The following is a 24,300-nucleotide window of genomic DNA, read 5'->3' on the forward strand; positions in this document are numbered from 1 at the left end:
ATCCTGACGAGTTTCAATTTTTTTACTATGCTACCTGATGAGTAGAAGTGGTATACTCATAAACAACACCCAAAATTTTCAATGGGAGGAAATGATATGAGGGTCACAATACAAGAATATGTAGTCAATGAAATAGAAACAGGACCATATGGAATAACGGTAGGAAAAGATGGGGCATTGTGGTTTACGGAGCAGAAAGGGAATCGAATTGGGAGAATAAATGCTAATGGTGAAATAAATTCTTTTCCCATTCCGACAGCAAATGCAGGAGTTATGTCAATTATTTCGGACCAGAATGGTGACTTATGGTTTACGGAATATAACGCAAGCAAGATTGGTAAAATGTCGATGAACGGTCTTTTTGAAGAATATGCACTCCCTGCAACGAATGCTACCCCTTTTGGCATAACGGAAGGACCAGATGGAGCAATATGGTTTACAGAAATGAATAACGGTAGGATCGGAAGAATAAAAAAGTCAGGGGAAATCACCGAGTTTGAATTGCCTAACTCCAAATCATTTCCCTCTTTTATTACTCTGGGATCAGACGGGGCATTATGGTTTACACAGAATCAGAACAATACGATTGGGAGAATAACCACTAAAGGTGAGGTGACAGAATATCCAATCCCAACACCTAACTCCGGGCCAGTTGGAATTGCGAGCGGACCAGATGGAGCAATATGGTTTGTGCAAATCATGGGCAATAAAATTGGTAGAATTACGTTCGAAGGTGAGGTCAAAGAATTTGTTATACCGACGCCGAACGCTCGCCCTCATGCCATAATACCCGGGAAGAACGAAGATCTTTGGTTCACGGAATGGGGAGGTAACCAAATCAGCCGAATTACAGTTGAAGGAGTTATTACAGAATATACGATACCTACAAATAATGCAGAGCCACATGGTATCACGTTTTGTCCGAATGGCGATATTTGGTTCGCTGAAGAGTGTAATCAAATTGGACGCCTAACAATTATTACGTAATAGGTATATCATCCATCACTATGAAACTCAGAAAAGTAAATATCCCAAAACGAGAAAATTGGCATTTCCAGGTGAAAATGTACAATTTTTTTGTTTTGGGGACACTTCAAAATATTAGCTTGATGGCGATGTGGCAGGACTCCAATAAAGAGTCTACCTTAATTGGTGGACTCTTTATTTTGAACAAAATGGAATTTTGATTAGCCATATGCTACTTAAGTATAAATTTATAGAATATCGTTTATCTACTTGCTTTAAAAAAATATAGGAACCAATAGAAGGAAGCCAGTGTTTTGATCAAACTTTATTCTAAGTCCTACACTAATAATATTGATAAATGATTTAGATTTATTGCCCTTTGTACATGAAATAAATTTGATTTGCAATATAATCAGAACTAAAGTATAATTCATTCCTTATCCACCACATTATGATACCTACTAATGAGGCTGTTTTTATATCAACCGCAACATAATTATTAGGTAACTCCTTTTTAGTATTCTCTCTTCTCGTTTCTATTAATCCCTTTAAAAATAAAAACAATTGCTCTTCAAATTGATTCATTTTAAATAAAACAAATAAATAACTTCGGTGGGTATATAAATAATCAAGCAATTGTGTTAGCTTTTGTTTTTCTGATAAATCTTTTTCGTGTATTAAATCAACAATTTTATTAGAAAGCTCATTTAAAATCTCATTAGTAATTTGGTCTAGTAAATCTTGAATATCTTGATAATGTAAGTAAAATGTTGTCCGATTCAATCCTGCTTTAGTTGCGACTTTTTGAACTGTTAAACTTGAAATACTAGGATTCTCACATAAGAGAGAAAAAACAGCATTTTTGAACATTTTCCTTGAACGAACTGTACGAGGATCTTCTTTTTTAGGTGTAGACATTTTTAAACCCCTTTATAGATTTTTTCTTGACTTACTCGACATCGCATACTTTCTATGTCGAGTAGTAAACATTTTCAAAAAAACTGTTCATGGTCAAAGAAAATATATTTTGTTACCATTAATTTTATCGACACGATGTCGATAATTCAAGGGAAGAATGAAGGAGTTTATTCATGCAAAAGGAAATATCAGAAAGAAATAAAAAAATCATATTAATTGTCCTAATTGCTGGCTGTTTTTTATCAACATTAAATCAGACACTATTAAATGTAGCAATGAGTAATTTAATGGAAGTATTTGACGTTAAAGCTGCAACTATACAATGGTTATCAACAGGTTTTATGCTCGTAAACGGTGTTCTGGTACCGATTACAGCATTTTTAATGAAACGTTTTACAACAAGGCAGCTGTTTATTAGCTCGATGTTCTTTTTATTCATGGGGACTGTACTATGTGCCTGTGCCATGAACTTTAGTATTCTGTTAACAGGAAGAATGATTCAAGCAATGGGGGCAGGAATTATTATGCCACTCATGATGACGGTTATTTTATGTTTATATCCAAGTGAAAAGCGTGGAAGTATTATGGGAACCATCGGCTTTGCCATAATTTTTGCACCAACCATCGCTCCAACATTATCTGGTTTTATCATTGAATATGTATCATGGAGGTGGCTATTTATTGGATTAGCTCCATTTGTATTAATCGTAATTATTCTTGCACTTAAATATTTAAGGAATGTTGCAGACACAACAAAAGCAAAGTTAGATATCATAAGTGTTATGTTATCGACGATTGGCTTTGGTTGTATTTTGTTTGGGTTTAGTAGTGCAGGAAGTAAAGGGTGGGCTCATCCAGTTGTTATTACAACAATTATCATCGGAATAATCGTTACAACTCTATTCTGTTTGCGTCAAATAAAGTCTAAGGATCCGTTATTAAATTTATCCGTATTTAAGTATAAAATTTTCACTCTTACATCAGTCATTAACGTGCTCATTACGATGATTATGTACGCGGATTTAATTCTTTTACCAATTTACTTGCAAAATGGGCGAGGTTTTACCGCGTTTGAATCAGGTCTACTTCTATTACCTGGAGCTGTGATTAATGCCTTCTTATCACCTATCACAGGTAAAATGTATGATAAATACGGGGCGAAACCACTTTTTATTACAGGGTTAGTATTTATCATTATTTCGATGTGGGGTGTAATTGATTTGACCGAATCGACAACTTATATGTATGTAATGGTTCGTACCATTATTTTACGAATTGGATTAAGTTTCATTTCGATGCCTTTAAATACAGCAGGTTTGAATGCTTTACCAAGAGAATTGGGTTCGCATGGTTCAGCAGTAAATAATACCATTCGCCAATTGGCAGGTGCTATCGGAACCGCAGTTGTCATCACGGTGTATACAATACAAGCAACTTCTCATGCTTCGGAGTTATCTATGGAAAATGGAAATATTTCAGCTATGCAACTAGCGAAATTGTCTTCCATCTTTAGTTCAAGTGATGCCTATGTATTTATGTTATTCTTATCTTTTGTGGCATTAATTTTTGCGTGTTTCATGCCTAAAAAAGTAGCAATTCAAAAATGTGAAGGTGAATCACATAACTAAAATCATTAACATTATTATTTATCCCGCATTAACGGGCAGTAATACTCCCACCTCAAAATTCGACGAAAGCAATGTCCAGCTCTAGCGGCTAAAATCTCCAGCCGTTTCGCTCCCTCGGACGAGGCAAAAAGCGCCTCTCTGTCGGGAGCTCCAACGTCCTACTATTTTGAACGAGCCGCTTCCGCTTTTCTAAAGAAGGTAGGTGGGGGATAAACTGCCCGTAAAAGCCCGATTCGTTTAACTAATAATCAGTGGGAGATGAAGAAAACCCCCACTGATTAAAGTTTCATTTTATCGTATTTAAAATGAAAGCATATCTGAGATTTCTCAGATATGCTTTGTTATTTTTCAAAGATGGCATCACAATTAATTTTCGAGCAACTTGGTGTGATTATTGTCAAAGAGAAATGCTAGCCTTTGAAAACGTTTATTATCATTTTTTTGTAGGAGTCATAAGCATATTAGGGTTTCTTGCATGGATCTTTCATGTTCAGAAAGTACTTTTTACTAACTTTCAGTTGTTTTTAGAAGAGGCATATTCAGTACAAAATCGCGAATTACATTTTTAAATTCTTCTTGATTTTCTAAGTAAGGATGGTGTTTAGCTTCTAAGATAGCAACGGACATATTAGGGAACTTAAATTTCTTATAATGATCTGGTCCAATAGCATCATCATATTTTCCACTAATTACAAGGGTGGGTACAGAAATTTCATTTGTGATGTGAGTATAATCTTTAAAGAATTCAGGGGATGCGTGTATATAGTTACGAAAATCAGGGCGATGTTTCAGTTCTTTATCTAAGTCTTCAACGATTTTATGATTTTTTCTATCCATGAACTGTAAATCGTAATATTTTCTCATTTCTAGTAACTTTTCAACAATTGCAAAGAAATCTTGATAGAAAGAATCGATAGACTCATAAGTATCCAAAACAGTTTCTTTCCCTAACCACTTTCGTCCAATGTTCATTTGGTGCAGGTTTGATTCTCGCTTGTTTAGTGTACAGTTAATCAAGATTAAACTTAAGACACTATTAGGATATTGCTTCGTGTAGTTACTAGCTAAAATACCACCAAATGAGTGCCCCATTACAATCCATTTGTCTATATTTAATTCTTGTCTTATTTCCTCAAGATCTAAAAGTAGCCTTTGTAATGAGTAGTCTCCCTCTGGAGCAAGTGAAGAGCGACCACAACCTCGTTGATCAAGGTAATGCATTTCCATAAAGTTTTCTAAAAGAGGACCACCTGTTTGTTCAAAAGGATAACTCCAATAACCAGGTCCCCCATGTAAGAAAATGCAAGGTATTCCGTGGCCACTTTTACTGATATGTAAAGTAACACCATCACTTGTCATTACATTCTTCATTTATATCTCCTCCTTAAGATAAGCTTTTCACTTAATAGTGCCCGATTGTGGAAAAATCGTTTTCTAGTTAGTTTTTTTCATGTATTAGTGGGAAAAGAATCCTTTAATAAGAAGCAGGTACTTTTCTTTCATTTTTTTCACTAACTTTAGAGTCTAACATTTTTGTTATTATGTAGTACAAAAATGTACCAGTTAATCCTAGAGTAAGAAGCAATCCCCCCATATATATGGGGCGAATCCACTCTCCAACGATGATCAACAACGAAGATACAATCATTGCTCCGTAGAAAGTTAAGCTATTAAAAGCCATATAGGTGCTACGAGCGTTAGATGGTGCAAGTTCCCCTATCATCGCCTGTTTAATAGGAACATACATCAGTTCACCAATTGTTCCAATAAACATGGCAATAAAAAGAAACAACACGCTATTTGTAAAAGCAAAAACACTAAAACATATAGAAAAGATCAACATTCCTGTAACTAGAGTCCAGCGATCACTCCACTTTTTAAATAGGAATAATACAACACTTGATAGGAGAACTACAAGAATTGTATTCTCTGTTCGGAGAAAACCCAGCATCTTTGTGCCATCAACCATGAAATCTATTCCAAACAATGAAGCCGAATGATGGGGTATATCTTTTTCAAGACGAATCCCAATATAGTTTGTTAAAGACTGTTCCAAGGAAAAGATCAAGATCGCTCCGAAAATATAAAACATAAACAGCTTATCTTTTAAAACGGTTGAATAGGTTTGAAACATCTCTATTGGTGAAAATTTTTTCTTATAATTAGAAGGCTTAGATGAAGGTTCCGGTGTATAGGTTTCTGTGATGAAGAATACGGTCATGAGTACAGATAACAAAGAGATAAATGAAATCCCAATAAATAACTCAAACAAGTGGTTTTTAAAAAGAAATGCTCCAATGATTCCTCCAATAGCCGTTGATAAATTCCCCAACCAGTAGCTAATTGTAAATACAAGCTTTCTCGATTCAGAGTTTGTAACATCAATGATCATAGCTTGTGCTGCTGGCTGAAACATTCCTCCACAAAACATATTGATGATAAAGCATGCTGCGGAAATATAAGGAAGGTTAAACCAAGGGGAATTACAAAGTGCTATAAACAGATACGAAAGCAATATACCAAGTTCAGAATAAATCATTATTTTTCTCCGACCTATTTTGTCTGAGACATGCCCCCCGATAAAACCTCCAATAACCCCACTAATCACAATTATTATAAGAATAATACCCGTTTCAGTAGTTCCGATTTTCTGAGAAAAATAGATTGCTAGAAAAGGTATAACGGCCATGGAGATAAGGCTGCCTAGAAATTGCATGGCCAGGCGAAGCTTGATGTTGGGATGGATATCTCTCAATTTCATATAAATCACTCCTTATTTATTAGAGATAGGTCCAAATAATCTCAGGGCTTGTATCGTAATATCCTTCCACATCAAGTTTGTATATTCATCAATAAACGTTAAACGCATTCCGTTTAAGATGGATAAGTACGACTCAGCAATTAATGAAGGTGAGTCTTCATAAAAGTAACCCAGCCTTTGCCCTGCTTCAATAACCGGATGAATACAGTCTATAAATACATTTACGAAATCGTTAAGTTCTTTAAAAAGCTTTGGAAATCGATCAGGTCTCGCAAGAACCTGCTGGATTAGACGTAGGTATTCACTTCTCATTGAAAAGAGTTGTACATGGCAATCTATCATTTCTTTCACAACTTCAAGAGGGTCACCTTTAAAGTGTTCTTCTATCTCAATAAAATATGGTTTGATTTCCTCCAATGGCTCCAAAATCGCCGATTCATAAAGTGCTTCTTTTGAATCAAAATACGTAAATACGGTACCAAAGCTAACTCCTGATTCTTTTGCTATTTCGGCAACTGTTGTCTCTGCAAAACCATTCTCACTATATAATTTAATTGCGGCGTTTAGGATAGTAGATCTTTTTCTTTTCTTTTTTTCATCATTAGTAAGTCTAGGTTTCATTTAGATACTCCTTTCATAATAAATGATTGATTAATCAATCAAATTTTATTTCAATTTATTTCCATTGTCAATATGATGAAGGAATTTATTTTCATATTTTTACAGTTAGTTATATTTGAACTTCATAAACGAATAAATGTATTTCAAAAGTTGTTATTCCATTATTCAACAAAAAGAGTGTCAATCTTTCTTGGATCAACACCCCGATATTAAGCTAATTTTTAACACCTTACATATTTACGTTTGAAACCAAGCCTTCCTCTCTCGATTTCTTTATGAATACTTTCGTAAGCATTTAGGAAACTGCTTTTTTTCTTGTCCCGTTTCACTTCTACTGTACCTACTTCCTTTGCGGCCTCGACTGCCTTCTCGTGTAGCGGCACATATGAAATCCCTACGGTGTATAGAAAATTATTCATAGCAGATTTCGTTCGTTCTGGCGAATCATGAATCGCATTTTTCACAATTTCAAGCATATTGGAAATCTTGCTTTCGGAAAATTCATTGTCTAGGCGATTCCCTAAAAGCCAGCAGTAGCAACTCCAGCCCGCTGACATTCTCAGCTCGTCACCGCTTGCAATCCATTTATCAGCAACGTCTTGTGCAAAATCTGACTCTGATAAAGTTACTGCCACCACATAATCGGATAGCATATAAAAATACGCCCCATCCATCCAACGATCAAAATCCGACTCACTCATAGCTTTTGGGTTTGCGATAATGCCTGCAAAGTACATTGCATCGTAGTTACCTGTGGAATAAAGCTCTTCAGCTAAATGTTGATTTATTTTTATTTTCTTTGCGATTGGTTTCATAGCACCTGTAGCTACGCCAAAAAGCGGCTCGTGTGCACCATTGGATATGTATATTTTTTTCGTTCGTTCCTTACCGAGGGCTTCAAGCTCCTGCATAACTGTTTCGAAATCCATAGTTTTGCACTTCCTTCCTTGATACTAAAATCCTTTTAATTGTAACCAACTAGTTTGTATTCTTTATCCAGCCTTCTATGCTTCTCAATTTTACCATTAATCGTATTCAAGTAGGATGTTTACTGTCTATAATTCCTCAACAATTCGGCCCGATTGTTGAATAGAATGGCTCGCATTTTTTTAAACAACTTTTTTGTCATTTTACACATAACAAATTATTTTATATAAGTATAAATACATATTTGTTTAATTAAGTATGTTTTCTAAGAATTGTCCTTATTTCTGTATGAAATCGTATATTTCTTTGTACGCCCAAAAATGTTTCTCGGGAAACCCTGTTTGTTTCATTACTCGAATAGCTTCAACTAAGGCTTGCTTAGGATGTTCAATGGCTTTTAAAATGAGATGTAGGGTTTCCTATTATAAATTTAAAATAAACTCATGATGTTTGTAAAAAAGTTGTCTGAATGGTGTTTTTAACCATACCACTAGTTAAAGAAAATACATATGTGGTGGACCTTTTGAGATAGATATAATTATGTGAAAATGAAAGTAAGGAGGGCGAGAAATTGTTTAATGATTTAAAATTTGTAGACGATCGTCCGGTATATATCCAATTAAAGGATCATTTGAAAAAAATGATTATGAAAGGCCAACTATTGGAGCATCAGAAGCTCCCATCTACCCGAGAATTAAGCAAATTATTATCGGTTAGCAGAACGACTATCCTTACTACTTACGCAGAATTAGAGCAAGAAGGCCTAATTTATGCGATAAAGGGAAAAGGAAATTTTGTAGGGAAAGTTGATGCATCCAAAACGCCGTCCATCGAACTAAATTGGGAAGAAAAGCTTAATGAAGTAACTTTTCAAGCCGATGAATTGGATTTAATGAAGCACGGTGTTCGCTGGGAAAAAGGTATGATTTCATTCAATAGCATTGCCCCAGACGAAAAACTTTTTGATGTTGAAAATTTTAAACGAGCTTTTTTAACGAGGTTATCCAATGAAGGAGATATCATTTTGAATTACGGATATGCCAAAGGGTATAGACCTTTAATTCGTTACCTTCTTCATTACATGGAAATGAAAGGAGTAGACATTTCCAATAAAGATATTCTCATCACGAATGGCTTCACTGAGGGGCTTGATATTTTATTGTCTGCCCTAGCTAAAAAATCAGGGCGTATTATTTGTGAAAACCCTACCCATCATACTGCATTAAAGCTGTTTCGATTACATGGATATGAAATCCATGGTATAGAGATGAAAGATGATGGTATCGATATTTGTCAAGTTGAGAAAAGTTTGGCGGAAACAGATTTTGATTTTGCCTATCTAATTCCTTCCTACCATAACCCTACTGGGATTGTCACCTCCTCCGAAAAAAGATCTGAAATGATGAAGCTTTTTTCAAAATATAAAATTCCAATTGTAGAAGATGGCTTTAATGAGGAGTTGCGTTATTCAGGTTCACATTTAGCGCCGTTATTGACTTTTTCCGGACCCGGGAACAACGTTATTTATATTAGTAGTTTTTCAAAAGTTCTTTTTCCGGGTTTACGTGTCGGTTGGATTTTAGCAGATAAGAAATTAATCCACTACTTGGAGAGTATGAAAAGGGCACGTAATATTCATACGTCCACATTGGATCAGGCAGTGCTTTATCAATATTTACATGACGGCTATTTCGAAAAATATTTAAAAAAGGCCAAGTCAATTTATAAGAAAAAATATGAACTAGCCCTTCATTCTTGTAAGAAATACATTCCATATAAAAGAATGACTGGAGATGGAGGACTTCATCTTTTTATAGAATTAGAAGAAGGAATACATGCACGTACACTTTTGAAAAAATGTTATGAAAAAGGAGTTGTTTTTTCTCCTGGAGATGTCTTTTACACAGATGGAAAGGGCAGCAATACATTTCGGTTGGGGTTCTCTCGATTAAAAGAAGAAGATATTCTCAATGGAATTAAGATTATTGGTGATACGTTGAAAAATGAATATGAGGAGTTGGAAAAATGAGAGTTGGCGTTATTATGGGAGGCGTGTCCTCCGAAAAACAAGTGTCCCTTATGACAGGGGAAGAAATGATTGCACATTTGGATAAGAGTAAGTATGAAATTGTCCCTATTAAACTAAATGATAAAAAAGAACTTGTTGAAAAAGGAAGCAATCTTGATATTGCATTGTTAGCACTTCATGGAGAATATGGGGAGGACGGCACGATTCAAGGTACATTAGAAACGCTAGGCGTTCCATATACAGGAAGTGGTATGCTATCAAGCGGTATTTGTATGGATAAAGATCTTTCGAAAAAGATGATTCGTTATGACGGGATTCAAACGCCAGATTGGATTCATCTTTCAAATAGGGAAGAGCTTCAGCTTGATGAAATAGATAAAATGGGATATCCGTTAGTGGTAAAACCAAACTCAGGTGGTTCCAGCGTAGGAGTAAAGATCGTATACGATAAGGAGTCTTTACTGGCCTCCCTTGAAGATGTATTCAAATGGGATGCTGAAATAGTGATTGAAAAATATATAAAAGGTGAAGAAATTACATGTTCTATTTTGAACGGGAAGCTTTTGCCAATCATTTCGATTCAACATACGGCTGAATTTTTTGATTATCATGCAAAGTACAATGATGTCGCTACGATTGAAGATGTTGTAGAACTTCCGCCTACAACATATGAACGTGTCGCAGAAGCTGCAATGGCGTGTTATAAAACATTAAAATGTAGTGTTTATGCGAGAGTAGATATGATGATACAAGACGGAATCCCGTATGTGATGGAAGTGAATACATTACCGGGGATGACAAAAAGTAGCTTACTGCCTAAAAGTGCCCATGCAGCGGGAATTTCTTATAACAAGCTATTGGATATGATTATTGAAACCTCCTTACAAGTTAGAAGGAGTGAAGGTTTTTAATAGCATTAATAATATTTAAATACAATTTATAAACTGAAAATTCTGATGGAATTATTATTTTTAGTTGCTCAGTTTCTGATAGTTGTAGGAACAAAAAAGTATCTCGTTTTTTCTATCATTCGCTAAATATATAAGATTATTGAAAAGGACAATAAATAAAAATTCTATGCTCATATATTTTTTCTAACACGTAAATCGGATGACGGTGTAGTCAATTCAGAAGTTGTACCGAATTTTTGTGTTAGAAAATGTAAAAATACTATGATTACACCTAGGGGGAGTCATGCATGACCGATTGGTTTCAATTAGATAAAGAATATGTAATGTCTGCGTATCACCGCATGCCAGTTGCTATAGAAAAGGGAGAAGGTTGTAAGCTTTATGATGTGAATGGTAAAGAATATTTGGATTTATTTTCTGGTGTAGGAGTGAATATATTAGGCTACAATCATCCTAATCTTATAAAAGCTACCTTTGAACAAAGTACGAGATGTTTACATCTTCCCTTTCATTTCTTAAACCCAGCAGCTATTGAGTACGCTCAAAAATTAGTGGAACATTCTTTAAAGAACGGGAAAGTCTATTATACAACCTCTGGTGCAGAGGCTACTGAGGCAACCTTAAAATTAATCCATAAGTACAGACAGATAACAAATCAGAAACGTGATGGTGTGATTGTACTTAAAGAAAGCTTTCACGGACGTACATTAGGTGCTCTTCACTTTACGAGACAAGAAAGTATATATCAAAATTTTCCACGCACGTCTATTCCTATATATGAAGTGGAACGAGAAAATTTAGAGGAATTAGAAAGAACGATACGCAAGGAAAATCCAATTGCTATTATGCTAGAGCCAGTATTAGGAAGTGGCGGGGTATATCCTTTGTCGGGTGAATATTTAAAGGGTGTGGAAGAGCTTTGCAGACAGTATAATTTGTTATTTATTGTTGACGAGGTGCAAAGTGGGATAGGGAGAACGGGAAAATTGTTTGCTTATCAGCATTTTGATATTACACCTGATATTATTCAATTTGGTAAAGGAGCAGGTGGCGGTACACCGTTAGGAGGGATAATAGTAGGTTCACGACTTTATGATATATTCTCACCAGGCGATCATGGAACGACGTTTGCACATTCACCGATTGGTACAGCTTTAGGTTTAGCTATATTAAAAACATTAATTGACGATGGTTTAATGGAAAGGTCTTATGAAATGTCACTATATTTAAATACTAAACTTCAAGAAATTCAGAAGGAAAACCCTTATCTTATTAAAGAAATACGTCACTGTGGGATGATGTTTGGAATTAGTATTCATGATACGAATGAAAATGTGAAAAAACTACAATTAGAATTATTGGATAAAGGAATGCTAGTCGATGTTACACAAGGGAATATTATTCGTCTACTTCCCCCTTATATTATTACAAAAGCTGAAATCGATGAATTTATTCATCAATTCATTTCTTGTATCCCTAAATCAGTCGCATTGACAAGCTAAGTGTTCTTCTATTTACGATTGTGGCGCTAGAATAAAGTCGTACTGTTATATCCCTTTAGCTATTATTATAGTTAAAGGGTATTTATTTTTTTGATGAAAGGTACTGAACAGAAGAATAGGGTGTTTTGATTCATCTTTTTTCACACACTCTAAACCTACAGTAAATTTAGTATTTGATACTCTGGCAAGTACGAATGAATGAAGAGAAGGTGTTCGTATGAGTAATCCAAAACATTATGTTTCAGCGGGTGTTGTTGTTGTAAACGATGAAGGGAAGATCCTGTTAATTCGTGGTCCGCGTCGAGGATGGGAGCAGCCAGGGGGACAGGTTGAAGAAGGAGAATCTATTCAAGATGCTGCTGTCAGGGAAGTGAAAGAAGAAACAAGAATTGATATTCGTGTGACGAAGTTTTGTGGTATATATCAAAATCTAAGTTCAGGTGTTTGTGCGACTTGTTGGCTAGCAAAACCTATAGGTGGCAAGTTAGAAACAAGTAGTGAGAGTTTAGAAGTCGGATTCTTTACGGTTGAAGAAACTTTACAGATGGTTACATGGTCAAATTTCAAAGAGAGAATTGTAAAAAGTTTAGATGAAAAAGAGCAACCGTTTTTTGTGGTGTTTTAATCGAATATAGTTGAATCAAAAATAGAGAAAGTATAGCTTTCTCTATTTTTGATTCATTAACGTTTTATATGGTTTAAAAAAGTAATTGTCTTTTCAATTGTGATTTTATTAATAGAATAATACTTTGTTTTACCTTCTTTTCTCACATGGAGAAGATCGCCGCTTTCTAGTACAGCTAGGTGCCGCGATACTGTACTTTGATGTAAGCTAGTTTTATTAATAATCTCTTGAGCAAATAGTTCTTGATGATCGGAAAGTACCGTTAATATAGTTAAGCGTGCTGGATCTCCTAAAGCAGTAACAGCAGGGGTGATTTCATCAATATTTAACGGAGTATTGGAATCATCATTTTGTTGTGTAGGTGCTGATTTTGGTTCAAATAAAATATAAAGTACCTCATCAACTTCAAAAATAGATAAGAAACTCCCCATATGTATTGTTGGTATAAAAGTAATGCTTTTGGAAGAACGAATCGTTTCAGTCCAAGAACTGTCAGGATATAATCCAGTTATTGAAAAAATAAATTCATCATTTGTTTTACATGAATGAGTGGAAATGGATTGTAATTTCGCAGTTTCTTGCTGTAAAGTACTTGCATAATTGAGCCATACGGGTTCGAATGCAGATTCCCAAAATTCCTTCAACAAGATCATTATATTTCTTTTCACTTCGTTTGCATCTAGAAAAAAAGATATCTTTTCTTCAGTAGATGTAATCCCCCATTAAAAAATAGTCATTACAACAATTCCCGAAGAAATCAGAAGTAATCCAAACATTTTTTTCTTTTCAAATTTCACGACCTTCATACCTAATAAGCCGAAATGATCGATAATAATAGATGAAACCGATTGCCCAAGTAAACTTAAAGCGATGGTGATAGACACGCCAAGTGCTGTGAAGCTTATGTTGCTAAATAGTACAGTAAATACACCGATAGCTCCTGCGCTATAAAGATAAAGTGGTATCTCTTTTTGCATACGAAGCTTAGATTTGCTAGCGAGTAAAACAATGACAATGCCAACTAACCCAACGATATGAATTATCACACTAGACATATAGTTACCCGTCATTTCAGATAAGATCCCATTTAGGGGAATCATAATGGCAATCAGAGCACCTATAATAATTGAGAGTAAATTATACAATGACGTTTCCTCCTTACAAATTTACATGTAATGTATCATGATTAAATCGTGAGCTACTATGACATATGTCATAGTGAAAGGAAGAAACTTTCTTTATAATGAAAATGAGTTATAAGGGTGGGGGATGTATGAAGAAAATATGTAATTCATATAAGTTAGATGAGTTTGTTAGGCAGAATAATATTGAATCGTTTTTTAGCAATGACATGAAAGCATATATGGAATTATTACTCTTTAAAAAGAGTGAACATATTTGTAAGGAGAATGAAGATATTCACTATCTGTATTTCTTTGTTGAAGGAAAAGCAAAGGCTTATAACACATTAAGTAATGGGAAATCTGTCTTGTTATGTTTTTATGATAGCTTGCAAGTATTGGGGGATGTAGAGTTAATTCACTCCCAAAAAACAGCTTCAAATGTACAAGTGATGGTGGATTCTTATTGCATTGGAATCCCTTTAGAAAAGGTGAGAGAAAGGTTACTTCAGGATGCAACTTTTTTACGGTATATTTGTGGCTCCTTATCTCATAAGTCAAATAGACTTTCTAAAAATAGCACGATTAATTTACTATATCCTCTGGAGAATAGACTAGCAAGTTACATTCTTGCCACTGGGGAAAGCCTTACTCATAATGAACAAAGAATTATATTTAATGGGAATTTAACTGAGACGTCGGAATTGCTAGGAACAAGTTATCGGCATTTATTGCGAACATTAAATACCCTTTGTGATAAAAGTATAATAAGAAAGAATAACGGGTGCTTTGAAGTGATAAATATAGATTGTTTAAAAGAGCTTGGAGCTGATGTTTATAAATAAAAAAGAGACACTTGATGATGAAGAAATTTCTTAATTATTAAGTGTCTCTTTTTTTGTGTATATAAATCAATTAGAAATGGTGTTATTTCCCTTGATTTGTAAAAAGAAAATGGATATGATGGAACAAAACATATGAACGTATGAACAAATATTCATATATTTTGAGTGATGAAACGAGGGGATAAAAATGTTAGACGTAATTATAGTAGGAGCTGGTCAAGCAGGGTTAGCTACGGGGTATTATTTACGGCAAGGAAACTATAAATTTGTCATCTTAGATGGAGAAAAAAGAATTGGTAATTCATGGAGAAATCGATACGATTCTTTACAATTGTTTACGCCAAGAGGCTACTGTGCATTACCAGGGATGAATTTAAATGGAAATCAAAATGAGTTTCCAAATAAAGATGAAATTGCAAATTATTTAGAAGCGTATGCGAATCATTTTTCCATACCGGTAAGGCTAAATACGGATGTTTCAAAAATAAGAAAGAAGGGGCATGAGTTTGAAGTCTACACTTCTAAAGAAATTCTACAAGCTAAACGGGTGATTATCGCATCAGGTGCTTTTCAAAGGCCATTTATTCCTTCCATTTCTCAAAATCTTTCCAATGATATTTTTCAAATCCATTCTTCACAATATCAATCACCAAAACAAATTCCAGAAGGGCCAGTTCTTGTCGTTGGAGGGGGGAATTCTGGTACACAAATCGCAGTAGAACTTGCAGAGTCTCGAGAGGTTACGATTGCAGTGAGTCATCCTTTTGCATTTCTTCCACTACAAATAATGGGGAAAAGTATTTTTGCTTGGCTGGAAAAAATAGGCCTATTATATGCTGGAACTGATACAAGGCGAGGAAGGTGGTTTCAGAAGCGGAAAGATCCTATATTTGGTTTTGAATGTAGGGAGTTGATTCGTCAGGGACGAATAACAGTGAAACCAAAGATAGTAAATACATTGCAGAATAAAGCAATCTTTTCAGATGATAGCACATGCCATGTTCAGAATGTAGTCTGGTCTACAGGGTTTATACCAGATTACCAGTGGATTGAAATAGAAGGTGCAGTGAATCAAGCAGGGTTACCGATTCATACGAGAGGGGTAAGCGGGGTGAAAGGGTTATACTATATTGGATTACCTTGGCAGCGTCAAAGAGGGTCCGCGCTTCTTTGCGGGGTGGGACGAGATGCAGAATTTGTGTTTTCAATGATTGAAAGGGAAGAAGAGGAACTTTCATAAAGTGAAACTTTAATCAGTGGGGGGGGGTTCTTCATCCCCCACTGATTATTAGTTGAACCAATCGGGCTTTTACGGGCAGTTTATCTCCCACCTAACTTCTTTGCTCTCGCCGAATTTTAAGGTGGGAGTATTACTGCCCGTTAATGCGGGATAAACAAAAAAAGGATCGGTCACAAAGTGTACCGATCAAAATATATGTACATCAATTAGGAGAGGTCAAACTTGATTACATTTATTATATCGTATTCTGATAATTACGAAAACAAAAAGTAATCTCTATATGTTGAGAAAGTTTTTTACACCGAAATATATGGAGAATTAAGAGTACTTTAGAGAATAAGATGTATTCTTTTGGAGTGATATATGATAGATTTATAGCAAATATACATTTGGCTAATTATGTAAAAAGGTTTCTGCAGTATATCTATGAATAAAGCGAGGGATACAATGTGAAATTCGATGATCGGCGTTTACTGGGAGTTCGATTAGGTTCCTTACTTATAACAGAAGAAAATCAATATTTAGTAATAAAGAAAAAAGAACATTATTCTTTATTAAACATTGACAGCTTAGAGTGTACACCTCTTGAAGTGTCATTAGAGCATCTTGAAGAAATGCTTCATGAGGACTTTCAAGAGAACATAAAGGAAATGATTGCGCCGGAGCATTTGAAAATTGTAGCAAAAAATATTGTATAAAGAAAAAAGAAGAATGAAATGTTAGGTGGGGATATAGATGAAAATACGTGTTCATGAAAAAGAAAATTCTAAAGTTGCTATTATAGAAAGTACTGATATCGTAATAGAGGATGTACAAGGGGCATTAGACTTAATGGCATCCATCAATTATGAGCATGATTGTCAAAAAATATTGATTCACAAAATCAATATTACAGAGGAATTTTTCAATTTAAGAACTCGTCTAGCGGGTGAAATTTTACAAAAGTATATGAACTATGGCGTAAAATTAGCTATTGTTGGGGATTTCAGTGTATATAATAGTAAAAGTCTTGCGGATTTTATATATGAATGTAATAAAGGAAAGGCAGTATTCTTTTTAAGAGATGAAGAATCTGCTTTAAGTGCTCTTCACTCTGTATAGTATTGGATTTTTATATTTCTTGTCAGAACGAAAAAAGCTAGTCTTTTGCTAGCTTTTTTATTATAGCCCTTTTACTAAAGCTTTCTATAGTTTTAATAAGTTAACAATCTCTCCAATCATTCCTTCGTTTTGATGAACACCTAAATCCGAGTTTGTCATAATGACAGCGCCAGTACCTCTATAAGGATATGCAACCATCATGCATTGAAATCCAACGTCCCAGCCAAGTGACGAAATTTCTATCTCTTGATTTGGATTGTCTAGAAATACACCTAATCCAGTCCACTTTGAACAACCTTGTGGAGAAATCATTTCTTCTGTTATTTTTGAGGAAAGACCGAGTTTACTATTTCCTTGTAAAGACTGGATGATTTCAATTACTAAAGCGGCTAAATCTGTCGGAGTTGACCAAACTCCTGCAGCAGCTGAATATGGGTAGAACGGATATTTCCCCTCTACTACATGTCCGTTTTTATCATGACCACAAGCAAAACGATCATTTGTGATATTTTGCTTAGGATACAAGAGTGTACTGTTATTCATATGTAAAGGTTCAAATATGAACTTTTGTAATAATAGATCAAAAGGTTCTCCGGTAACGTCTTCTATGAGTTGTTCTATTATACAAAATCCAGCGTCTGAGTAGTGAAATTTGCTTTCGGGTGCATATTGAACTTCAATCGGGATTGAGCAATAAGGTGTTTGACCTTGAAGAATTTGAAGAATAGTAGGTTTTACTTGGGCGGAACGATATATATCAAAGCTTTCAGGTGGATCAATGATTCCTGATTGATGACTTAATAGATTTCGTAAGGTGACTTTTTTATTAGAGATAAATTGATTGTCAGGAACTTTCCAAGATATAAGACGATTATTTACATTTTCATCTAAGCTTAGTATCCCTTGATCTACTAATTTTAAAGTGAGCATTGCTGTGAGAAATTTACTTATTGAACAAGCATTGAAAATAGAATTTACGTTTACTTCTTTAGTTGTTCCTACTTCGAGAACACCAAAACTTTCGGTCCATTTTAATTTTCCGTCACGAATAATAACTAAGCTTAGTCCAGTTACAGAATATTTCTTCATTCTTTCATATATATGTAATGTTCCTAATGTCATATAATTACTCTCCTTTTTAGTATTACGTTCATTATACAATATAAGGAATAGAAAAGGCTGATGTAATAAGACATCAGCCTTTCTGTTATATATTCCATTTTAAAATAAGTCCCGCATGTACAAGTCCTCCACCAAATCCGTATAAAAGTAAAGTATCACCATTCTTAATTTTTCTATCCTTTAATCCGATATCAAGTGCTAGAGGGATAGAAGCAGCAGAAGTATTTCCACAATATTGTAGACTCATAAGTGTGTTATCAAGAGAAATGCCAGTTCGTTCACAAATGGATTCAATCATCCTTAAATTAACGCTATGCGGAATAAACCAATCAACATCTGTTACATCTAAATGATTTTTTTCTAGTAATTCTTGTACGCCTTGTGGAACTGTGTTTACGGCCCATTTGTAAACAGCTCGTCCGTTTTGCACGAGGTAAGGTGTATCTTGTAATGGGGTTCCATTCATTGTTTTGGATAAGGCGGTTTGATATAAGTTAATTCCGCCAGAACCTTTAGATTCCATATGAGTTCCTAAGAAGCTTGGATTGTTTTCATCATATTCTACAAGAGCTGCACCAGCGCCGTCCCCGAACAGAATGCAAGTTGTGCGGTCGCTATAATCTGTGATTTTTGAAAGGGTTTCAGCTCCAATCACAAGTATCTTTTTGTTAGTCCCGGAAGTAATGAGGCCGTTGGCAACAATCAATCCATATACAAATCCAGCACAAGCTGCACTTAGATCAATTGCTCCTGTACGAGGTATTTCAAAATGAGCCTGAACTTGACTTGCGGTATTTGGAAACATGTAATCAGGTGTAGCAGTTGCGACAATAATACAATCAACGTCATCAAGAGAAACTTGGAATCGGTCGATTAAGTTTTGTACTGCTCGGATACATAATGTTGTAGAGAATTCTTCAGGGGAAGTAATTCTTCGTTCATGCATACCAGTCCGCTGTACAATCCATTCATCTGTCGTTTCCACAAGGTTTGATAAATCTTTATTTGATAAAACTTTCTCAGGTATATAAGTCCCAACAGCTGTAATTCGCGCTTTTGAATTCATAAAAATACCCCCTTTTGATACTAGGTTTTAATACTTAGTTATAATTATAAGTTAGTTTACCGATTAATTCAATTATTTGTAAAATTAAGGTATTCATTATAGAATCTGAATATAAAATTGAAATAGAAGGAGGTGTTTATAATGTTGATTAATAAAGTTACTTTATACAGTAATACTTTAGAAGAAATGAGAAAGTTTTATAATAATTCATTAAGTTTTCAGCTAATACATAGTGATGAAGCGAGTTTTAGCATTCAAGTAGGAGAGAGTGAATTAGAATTTCGTAAAAGTCATTCAAACACGAAGCCGTTTTATCATTTTGCGTTCAATATACCATCCAATCAATTCGCTGAAGCGAAAGAATGGGCAAAAAAGAAATTCGTTTTAAATGTAGAGGATGGAGCGGATGAAGTATATTTTTCACGTTCGAATGCACATTCGTTCTATCTTATGGACCCAGCGGGGAATATAGTAGAGTTTATCTCTAGACATACGACATCTTCAGAAAGTAATGAACCTTTCTCTATTGATTCAATATTAAATGTGAGTGAAATGAGTTTGACGACAGATGAAGTTCTTAAAGTAGGAAATCAATTGATAGAATATGGGATTCCAGTAAGAGACGGGGAAGAGTTAAGTGATGGCTTTCAGTTTATGGGAGAAAACGGAGTATACTTATTATTAGGGCCATCCGGACGGCGATGGTTTTTCTCAGATGTAGATGCAGAAGTTCACCCGTTAATGATAGAGGTTGATAATAAAAAACAGATTGAGATAAATACACAAGGGGAATGTAATATATCTATTAAAAAATAAAGGGAACTAGCCTCATTTATTTAGAAATAAGGGTAACAATATTATGATGTTTTGGAGAATCTTTTGTATCCCAATATGTATAAAGTCCAACCTGCTATAATGAGTGGAATGATGATTGTTTTATGTTCAATCTGTTTTTTGAAAAAGTTGCGAAGCTATACCCTTTTGGACATTTATGTCTGAAGGGATATTTTTATAACTAAAAGAAAAAGAACATCTGAATAAAAGGTAGATTAAGGAATTGTTGAGTGACAATAAGTTGTTCCGTTAAAGGGTCAGATTGTGAAGAAATGGATTTACTAAATTATATCGTTTATCGTAAACTGAATTCACGCAATTATTTAAATGATTTACTATAAAACAAATATTTATATATACTTAAACTATTATGAGTAATAACAATAAGGAGGAAACTAGCATGACAAAGAGAAGTGAAAAGGAGTTGTCACTAGAACAACGTGAAGAATTACTCGGAGCATTGAAAGATCGTTTTGAGAAAAATATGAACCGCCATGAGGGTCTGGAATGGGCTAAAGTCCAAGAAAAGCTGGATGCTAATACTGAAAAAATGTGGTCGCTCAATGAGATGGAAAGAACGGGCGGCGAACCGGATGTTGTTGATCATGATAAAGAGAAGGGCGAATACATTTTTTATGATTGTTCAGCGGAAAGTCCTAAAGGTCGCAGAAGTGTTTGTTACGATCGTGAAGGGCTCGAGTCAAGAAAAAAACATAAACCAGAAAATAACGCTATTGATATGGCAACTGCCATGGGCATTGAACTATTAACGGAAGAACAATATCGGGCGTTGCAGAAGCTTGGAAATTTCGATATGAAAACGTCGAGTTGGGTGCAAACACCCTCTGATATTAGAGAACTCGGCGGTGCCCTTTTTTGTGATTGTCGCTTTGGACACGTCTTCGTGTATCACAATGGAGCAGAATCCTATTATGCCGCGAGGGGTTTTCGTGGCTCATTAAGGGTCTAAATTTTGCATAGACAGTTAAAGATCACCTAGGGAAAAGTTTTAATTTCATTCTTCAACTATCGAGCGCAATTGTGAAGCTACATATGTAAACGACACCTAATATATCAAAGACTGTTTTCTTCTCATACCTATGAGATTTTCGTCCGTTTTGCTGTAGGAGGTTGAACAGGCGAATTAGAATCTTTGATAGCTCTTGGGTGTCTTTCTGTATAGCTTGGAAAAGAAGAAGAAAGTAATCTTTAATCATATATATGGCCTTATATTCACTCAGTTCTCGTTTCTTTTTTCTAAGAAGTAATTGCCGCATTTGAAACATGGTAGAAGAACAGAGTAGAATGGCAATCAGTTGCCCATACAAATGGCATTCCAACCGTTCTCGTTTTATCTTTTTACAATGATGAATATGAAAGAATGATTTCCACGTTTTAAATAAAATCTCTATTTGCCAACGTAGAGAGTAGATATATAGATATCGCTGTAGTTCTTCAGCGAACAAATGAAACTCATCTTGAATCGATAGATTCATACAAAAACGCCATCCTTTCTGTATATTTCTACAAAAAGAATAACGCTTTCTATGAATTATGTGTATAAATTCACCTTAGGTTGATAGTAATGTATAGTGACCCCTAATAAAGTGTCATTCCTTAATCGTCTGCTAAATATTTTCCGATTCCGTCTGATTCTAACACCTAAAGCTTGTATTTGTTTGACTTATCACTAATCGTATCGGTGATGGATAAGTCTTTTACATTCACCCGGGAAATGGAGAGATCACGATTAAGGACATAAGCGCGTTCTCCGTCCTGGCTAAAGACAATGGCTTGCCGGGGTTCTGTGAAACCACTGATTGTCTTAATCACATGGTTATCAGAGACGTTGATCACATCGATAGTATTGTCCACCTTGCTGCTTGCAAAAAGCAGTTTACCATCGGGCGACAAGGCTGCACCGTATGGCTCACGTCCAACTTTTACCTCGTTAACGATTTGTCCTAGAGAGATGTCCACCACGGAAATGCTGTCACGACCGCTGTTTGCGGCATACAATGTTTGACCATCAGCAGTCACGGAGATTCCACGAATCATAGAGAAACCAATAATCTCACGTACGATGTTCTTAGTGGCTGCATCAACTACGGACACCTTATCTCCTTTAAAGTTTGTTACAAACACATATTTTCCATTCGAAGAGACTGTAATACCTTGGCGTGGTTGGGAGAAACCAGTGATGACTGCAGTCGGTATGCGTTTCTCAAGGTCTATGACGGTTACAGAACTATGTGCCTGATTGTTCACGTACAGCGTCTTTCCAGCGGGGCTGACGGTGGTGCCGAATGCACCTGGGCCGACTACGACTTCATCCTTTAAGGTTAGGCTTTTTGCGTTGTAGAAACGTAAAGTGCCTAGCGTACTGTCCGAGACAACAAACTCTGAACCATTGTTAACGAATACGATGTTTCTCGGTGTAACAAAGCCATCGATTTTCTTGCGTAAAGTACCTTTAGCAAGGTCATAAATACGGATCGATTGTTCGCGACTATCTGAAACAATCGCAATCTGCTCATCGGGACTTATAGCGAGGGAGTTGTTAGTGATGCTTCCATCGAAGCTCTCCTTTGCCATAGAGCTTTTATTTTCAGTAAATGAGGCAAAAATGGCAGTCGGAAGAATAATAACAAACATCAAAGCTACAACCAATACACCTTTAAATTTCATTTTTTTTAACATTTCTTCACCTCGTTAAAAATTTTTTCACATGATAAATCTTCAAGACACACGAATAACTTCCATAGGTACACGCAAGCCCAGCAGGTAAACAGGGTGTTTGAATCTTTGCAAATATACTTACTATACGTCTTTTGATTCCCTCCTTTTGTAATCGTGTCTGAATTTTTATCCCTTCGTTCTATGTAAACGTACAGATAGACAAATTGGTTTGAATATTATAAAAAAATAAATTTGATGATTAAAAATAATTACATGTTTTATAAATAATAATTACACTTTAATTTAATATAAAAATGCCCAAAAACAAGGTGTGTTTATAGCAAGGGAATGCTTGTAGACTTACTTACCCTATATAATTATAGTTACCATAACACTACTTAACGGTATTCCATGTATCTATTGGCTAAAAAAATCCTCCTTCAAATAATTAACTGTAAAATTTCTCATTCACATAACTCTATATGTTTATTTTCATATTGCTAAAAAAGGAGAATATGAAATATATGAGTATTGGCTTTATTATGCTGATAATGATTGGATTAATAACCATGAACACGATTGGGAAAAGTATTTTGTTTACTTGAAAAATGGCGTTCCAATACATTTGCTTATATCGAGTCACAACGGTTATAAAATAAAGTCATGGTCAGAAGTACTAAAAGATGATGGACATCCCTTAATAGGTGTTGATGGAGGAGCTCATGCGATGAAATGGGATAAAGAAGATGGAGTTCAAATTCGCTATAATGGAGCTATTACAAAAAATAATGGACGTCTTGATGAAGGGAATCAAACGAATCAACCATGGATTCTCTATAGCAATGATCCAATTGAGGATGTAACAAAATATTTAGCTGCTCCTGATACGTTTTATTACGGTAATCCAGCTTATCTCCTATATTCAAACGAATGTAGCGACCCTCGCCAAGCACCTTGGAAACGCGAAGAATGGGATAATCCACAGCTTCCTTAAACATAACGCTCATATGAATAGAATATTCTTAATGTAACATTTTGTTATTTCCAATAAAATGGAATGGAAAGGAGATGATTATACTGAAAATCTTTTTCTATTTCTTAATCATTCTGTTATTTCTTGTGATTGATTACTATTGCTTAGAAGAGGATAGCAAAAGATGGGGATGGTTTAAAAATAGAAGTAAAAAGCAAAAAACAATCTTTTTTACTCTTGTTCTTCTCTTAACTTTCATAGGATACATACTTCTTGATGCTAAATACTTTAAAATCTGAAATCTTTAGTAAGCTAAAAGAACCCATTTTTCTTTTGGATTCAATAGTTAAGGGCACTCACTTCTTGATAAAGAGGTGATCTTACTCGATTATATTTATTACTTATCACAAAAAAAGAATCCCTTATGATTA

General features: G+C 35.0%; 23 protein-coding genes and 1 pseudogene. 13 read left to right on the top strand and 11 right to left on the bottom strand.

Translation table 11 applies throughout. The annotated features are described in order from the left end of the window. Nucleotides 1-96: 96 nt before the first annotated feature. Nucleotides 97-987 (top strand): Vgb family protein, encoded by an 891-nt coding sequence (locus LOK41_RS19830; protein ID WP_241817966.1) that lies wholly within the window; start codon nt 97-99, stop codon nt 985-987. A 348-nt stretch (nt 988-1,335) separates the two neighbouring features. Here the strand turns inward: LOK41_RS19830 and LOK41_RS19835 are convergent, their stop codons facing one another. Continuing rightward, nucleotides 1,336-1,884, bottom strand: a complete 549-nt coding sequence (locus tag LOK41_RS19835) for a TetR/AcrR family transcriptional regulator (protein ID WP_241817967.1) — start codon at nt 1,882-1,884, stop codon at nt 1,336-1,338. Between the two features lie 173 nt (nt 1,885-2,057). Between LOK41_RS19835 and LOK41_RS19840 the strand changes: the two genes are divergently transcribed. Beyond that, nucleotides 2,058-3,512 (top strand): DHA2 family efflux MFS transporter permease subunit, encoded by a 1,455-nt coding sequence (locus LOK41_RS19840; protein ID WP_241817968.1) that lies wholly within the window; start codon nt 2,058-2,060, stop codon nt 3,510-3,512. A 507-nt stretch (nt 3,513-4,019) separates the two neighbouring features. Here the strand turns inward: LOK41_RS19840 and LOK41_RS19845 are convergent. From LOK41_RS19845 to LOK41_RS19860, 4 genes are all read right to left on the bottom strand, one after another. Beyond that, nucleotides 4,020-4,883 (bottom strand): alpha/beta fold hydrolase, encoded by an 864-nt coding sequence (locus tag LOK41_RS19845; protein WP_241817969.1) that lies wholly within the window; start codon nt 4,881-4,883, stop codon nt 4,020-4,022. A 103-nt stretch (nt 4,884-4,986) separates the two neighbouring features. Further along, nucleotides 4,987-6,273, bottom strand: coding sequence for an MFS transporter (locus tag LOK41_RS19850; RefSeq protein WP_241817970.1), 1,287 nt, complete (start codon nt 6,271-6,273; stop codon nt 4,987-4,989). A 12-nt stretch (nt 6,274-6,285) separates the two neighbouring features. Next, complete coding sequence (locus LOK41_RS19855) at nt 6,286-6,894, bottom strand: TetR/AcrR family transcriptional regulator (RefSeq protein ID WP_241817971.1); 609 nt, start codon at nt 6,892-6,894, stop codon at nt 6,286-6,288. Nucleotides 6,895-7,115: 221 nt separating this feature from the next. After that, the gene (locus LOK41_RS19860) at nt 7,116-7,823 is read right to left on the bottom strand and encodes a DNA alkylation repair protein (RefSeq protein ID WP_241817972.1); all 708 of its coding nucleotides are present in this window, start codon (nt 7,821-7,823) and stop codon (nt 7,116-7,118) included. A gap of 569 nt (nt 7,824-8,392) precedes the next feature. On the opposite strand from LOK41_RS19860, the gene pdxR reads away from it, so the two are divergent. The 4 genes from pdxR (at nt 8,393) to LOK41_RS19880 (ending at nt 12,888) form a co-directional block, all read left to right on the top strand. Beyond that, nucleotides 8,393-9,850, top strand: coding sequence for a MocR-like pyridoxine biosynthesis transcription factor PdxR (pdxR, locus tag LOK41_RS19865; RefSeq protein WP_241817973.1), 1,458 nt, complete (start codon nt 8,393-8,395; stop codon nt 9,848-9,850). Then, on the top strand, nt 9,847-10,761 hold the full coding sequence (locus LOK41_RS19870; RefSeq protein WP_241817974.1) for a D-alanine--D-alanine ligase: 915 nt from the start codon (nt 9,847-9,849) through the stop codon (nt 10,759-10,761). The genes pdxR and LOK41_RS19870 overlap by 4 nt, the downstream gene beginning before the upstream one ends. A 287-nt stretch (nt 10,762-11,048) precedes the next feature. Beyond that, nucleotides 11,049-12,263, top strand: coding sequence for an aspartate aminotransferase family protein (locus LOK41_RS19875; protein ID WP_241817975.1), 1,215 nt, complete (start codon nt 11,049-11,051; stop codon nt 12,261-12,263). Nucleotides 12,264-12,480: 217 nt separating this feature from the next. Next, a complete protein-coding gene (locus tag LOK41_RS19880; RefSeq protein WP_241817976.1) occupies nt 12,481-12,888 on the top strand; it encodes an NUDIX hydrolase in 408 nt (135 codons plus the stop codon). A 56-nt stretch (nt 12,889-12,944) separates the two neighbouring features. Here the strand turns inward: LOK41_RS19880 and LOK41_RS29150 are convergent, their stop codons facing one another. Both LOK41_RS29150 and LOK41_RS19890 read right to left on the bottom strand, forming a co-directional pair. Continuing rightward, the gene (locus LOK41_RS29150) at nt 12,945-13,556 is read right to left on the bottom strand and encodes an ArsR/SmtB family transcription factor (protein ID WP_241817977.1); all 612 of its coding nucleotides are present in this window, start codon (nt 13,554-13,556) and stop codon (nt 12,945-12,947) included. A 54-nt stretch (nt 13,557-13,610) separates the two neighbouring features. Further along, complete coding sequence (locus LOK41_RS19890; protein WP_241817978.1) at nt 13,611-14,033, bottom strand: DMT family transporter; 423 nt, start codon at nt 14,031-14,033, stop codon at nt 13,611-13,613. 128 nt (nt 14,034-14,161) lie between these two features. Between LOK41_RS19890 and yeiL the strand changes: the two genes are divergently transcribed. From yeiL to LOK41_RS19910, 4 genes are all read left to right on the top strand, one after another. After that, the gene (yeiL, locus tag LOK41_RS19895) at nt 14,162-14,854 is read left to right on the top strand and encodes a transcriptional regulator YeiL (RefSeq protein ID WP_241817979.1); all 693 of its coding nucleotides are present in this window, start codon (nt 14,162-14,164) and stop codon (nt 14,852-14,854) included. Between the two features lie 187 nt (nt 14,855-15,041). Then, nucleotides 15,042-16,094: a flavin-containing monooxygenase gene (locus LOK41_RS19900; protein ID WP_241817980.1), complete on the top strand. Its 1,053-nt coding sequence runs from the start codon at nt 15,042-15,044 to the stop codon at nt 16,092-16,094. Nucleotides 16,095-16,543: 449 nt separating this feature from the next. Beyond that, nucleotides 16,544-16,792 (top strand): hypothetical protein, encoded by a 249-nt coding sequence (locus tag LOK41_RS19905; protein ID WP_241817981.1) that lies wholly within the window; start codon nt 16,544-16,546, stop codon nt 16,790-16,792. Nucleotides 16,793-16,829: 37 nt separating this feature from the next. Further along, nucleotides 16,830-17,195, top strand: coding sequence for a DUF4180 domain-containing protein (locus LOK41_RS19910; RefSeq protein WP_241817982.1), 366 nt, complete (start codon nt 16,830-16,832; stop codon nt 17,193-17,195). An 84-nt stretch (nt 17,196-17,279) separates the two neighbouring features. Here LOK41_RS19910 and LOK41_RS19915 read toward each other — a convergent pair whose 3' ends face one another. Both LOK41_RS19915 and LOK41_RS19920 read right to left on the bottom strand, forming a co-directional pair. Further along, nucleotides 17,280-18,317: a serine hydrolase domain-containing protein gene (locus LOK41_RS19915; protein ID WP_241817983.1), complete on the bottom strand. Its 1,038-nt coding sequence runs from the start codon at nt 18,315-18,317 to the stop codon at nt 17,280-17,282. 85 nt (nt 18,318-18,402) lie between these two features. Next, the gene (locus LOK41_RS19920; protein ID WP_241817984.1) at nt 18,403-19,383 is read right to left on the bottom strand and encodes a ketoacyl-ACP synthase III; all 981 of its coding nucleotides are present in this window, start codon (nt 19,381-19,383) and stop codon (nt 18,403-18,405) included. 141 nt (nt 19,384-19,524) lie between these two features. On the opposite strand from LOK41_RS19920, the gene LOK41_RS19925 reads away from it, so the two are divergent. Both LOK41_RS19925 and LOK41_RS19930 read left to right on the top strand, forming a co-directional pair. Next, nucleotides 19,525-20,199 (top strand): glyoxalase, encoded by a 675-nt coding sequence (locus tag LOK41_RS19925; protein WP_241817985.1) that lies wholly within the window; start codon nt 19,525-19,527, stop codon nt 20,197-20,199. A gap of 418 nt (nt 20,200-20,617) precedes the next feature. Beyond that, the gene (locus LOK41_RS19930; protein ID WP_241817986.1) at nt 20,618-21,187 is read left to right on the top strand and encodes a DUF4256 domain-containing protein; all 570 of its coding nucleotides are present in this window, start codon (nt 20,618-20,620) and stop codon (nt 21,185-21,187) included. Nucleotides 21,188-21,239: 52 nt separating this feature from the next. Here the strand turns inward: LOK41_RS19930 and LOK41_RS19935 are convergent. Together LOK41_RS19935 and LOK41_RS19940 are read right to left on the bottom strand one after the other, a co-directional pair. Continuing rightward, nucleotides 21,240-21,647 (bottom strand): annotated as a pseudogene (locus LOK41_RS19935) (transposase); the annotation flags it as partial. A 232-nt stretch (nt 21,648-21,879) separates the two neighbouring features. Then, nucleotides 21,880-22,917 carry a YncE family protein gene (locus tag LOK41_RS19940; protein ID WP_241817987.1) on the bottom strand — a complete coding sequence of 346 codons (1,038 nt, stop codon included), beginning with the start codon at nt 22,915-22,917 and terminating at the stop codon, nt 21,880-21,882. 499 nt (nt 22,918-23,416) lie between these two features. Here LOK41_RS19940 and LOK41_RS19945 point away from each other — a divergent pair, with 499 nt between their 5' ends. Next, nucleotides 23,417-23,890 carry an NPP1 family protein gene (locus LOK41_RS19945; RefSeq protein ID WP_347269341.1) on the top strand — a complete coding sequence of 158 codons (474 nt, stop codon included), beginning with the start codon at nt 23,417-23,419 and terminating at the stop codon, nt 23,888-23,890. The last annotated feature ends 410 nt before the right edge of the window (nt 23,891-24,300 follow it).

The sequence above is a fragment of the Bacillus sp. TL12 genome, assembly GCF_022625245.1.
In the GTDB taxonomy this organism is placed as follows: domain Bacteria; phylum Bacillota; class Bacilli; order Bacillales; family Bacillaceae_G; genus Bacillus_A.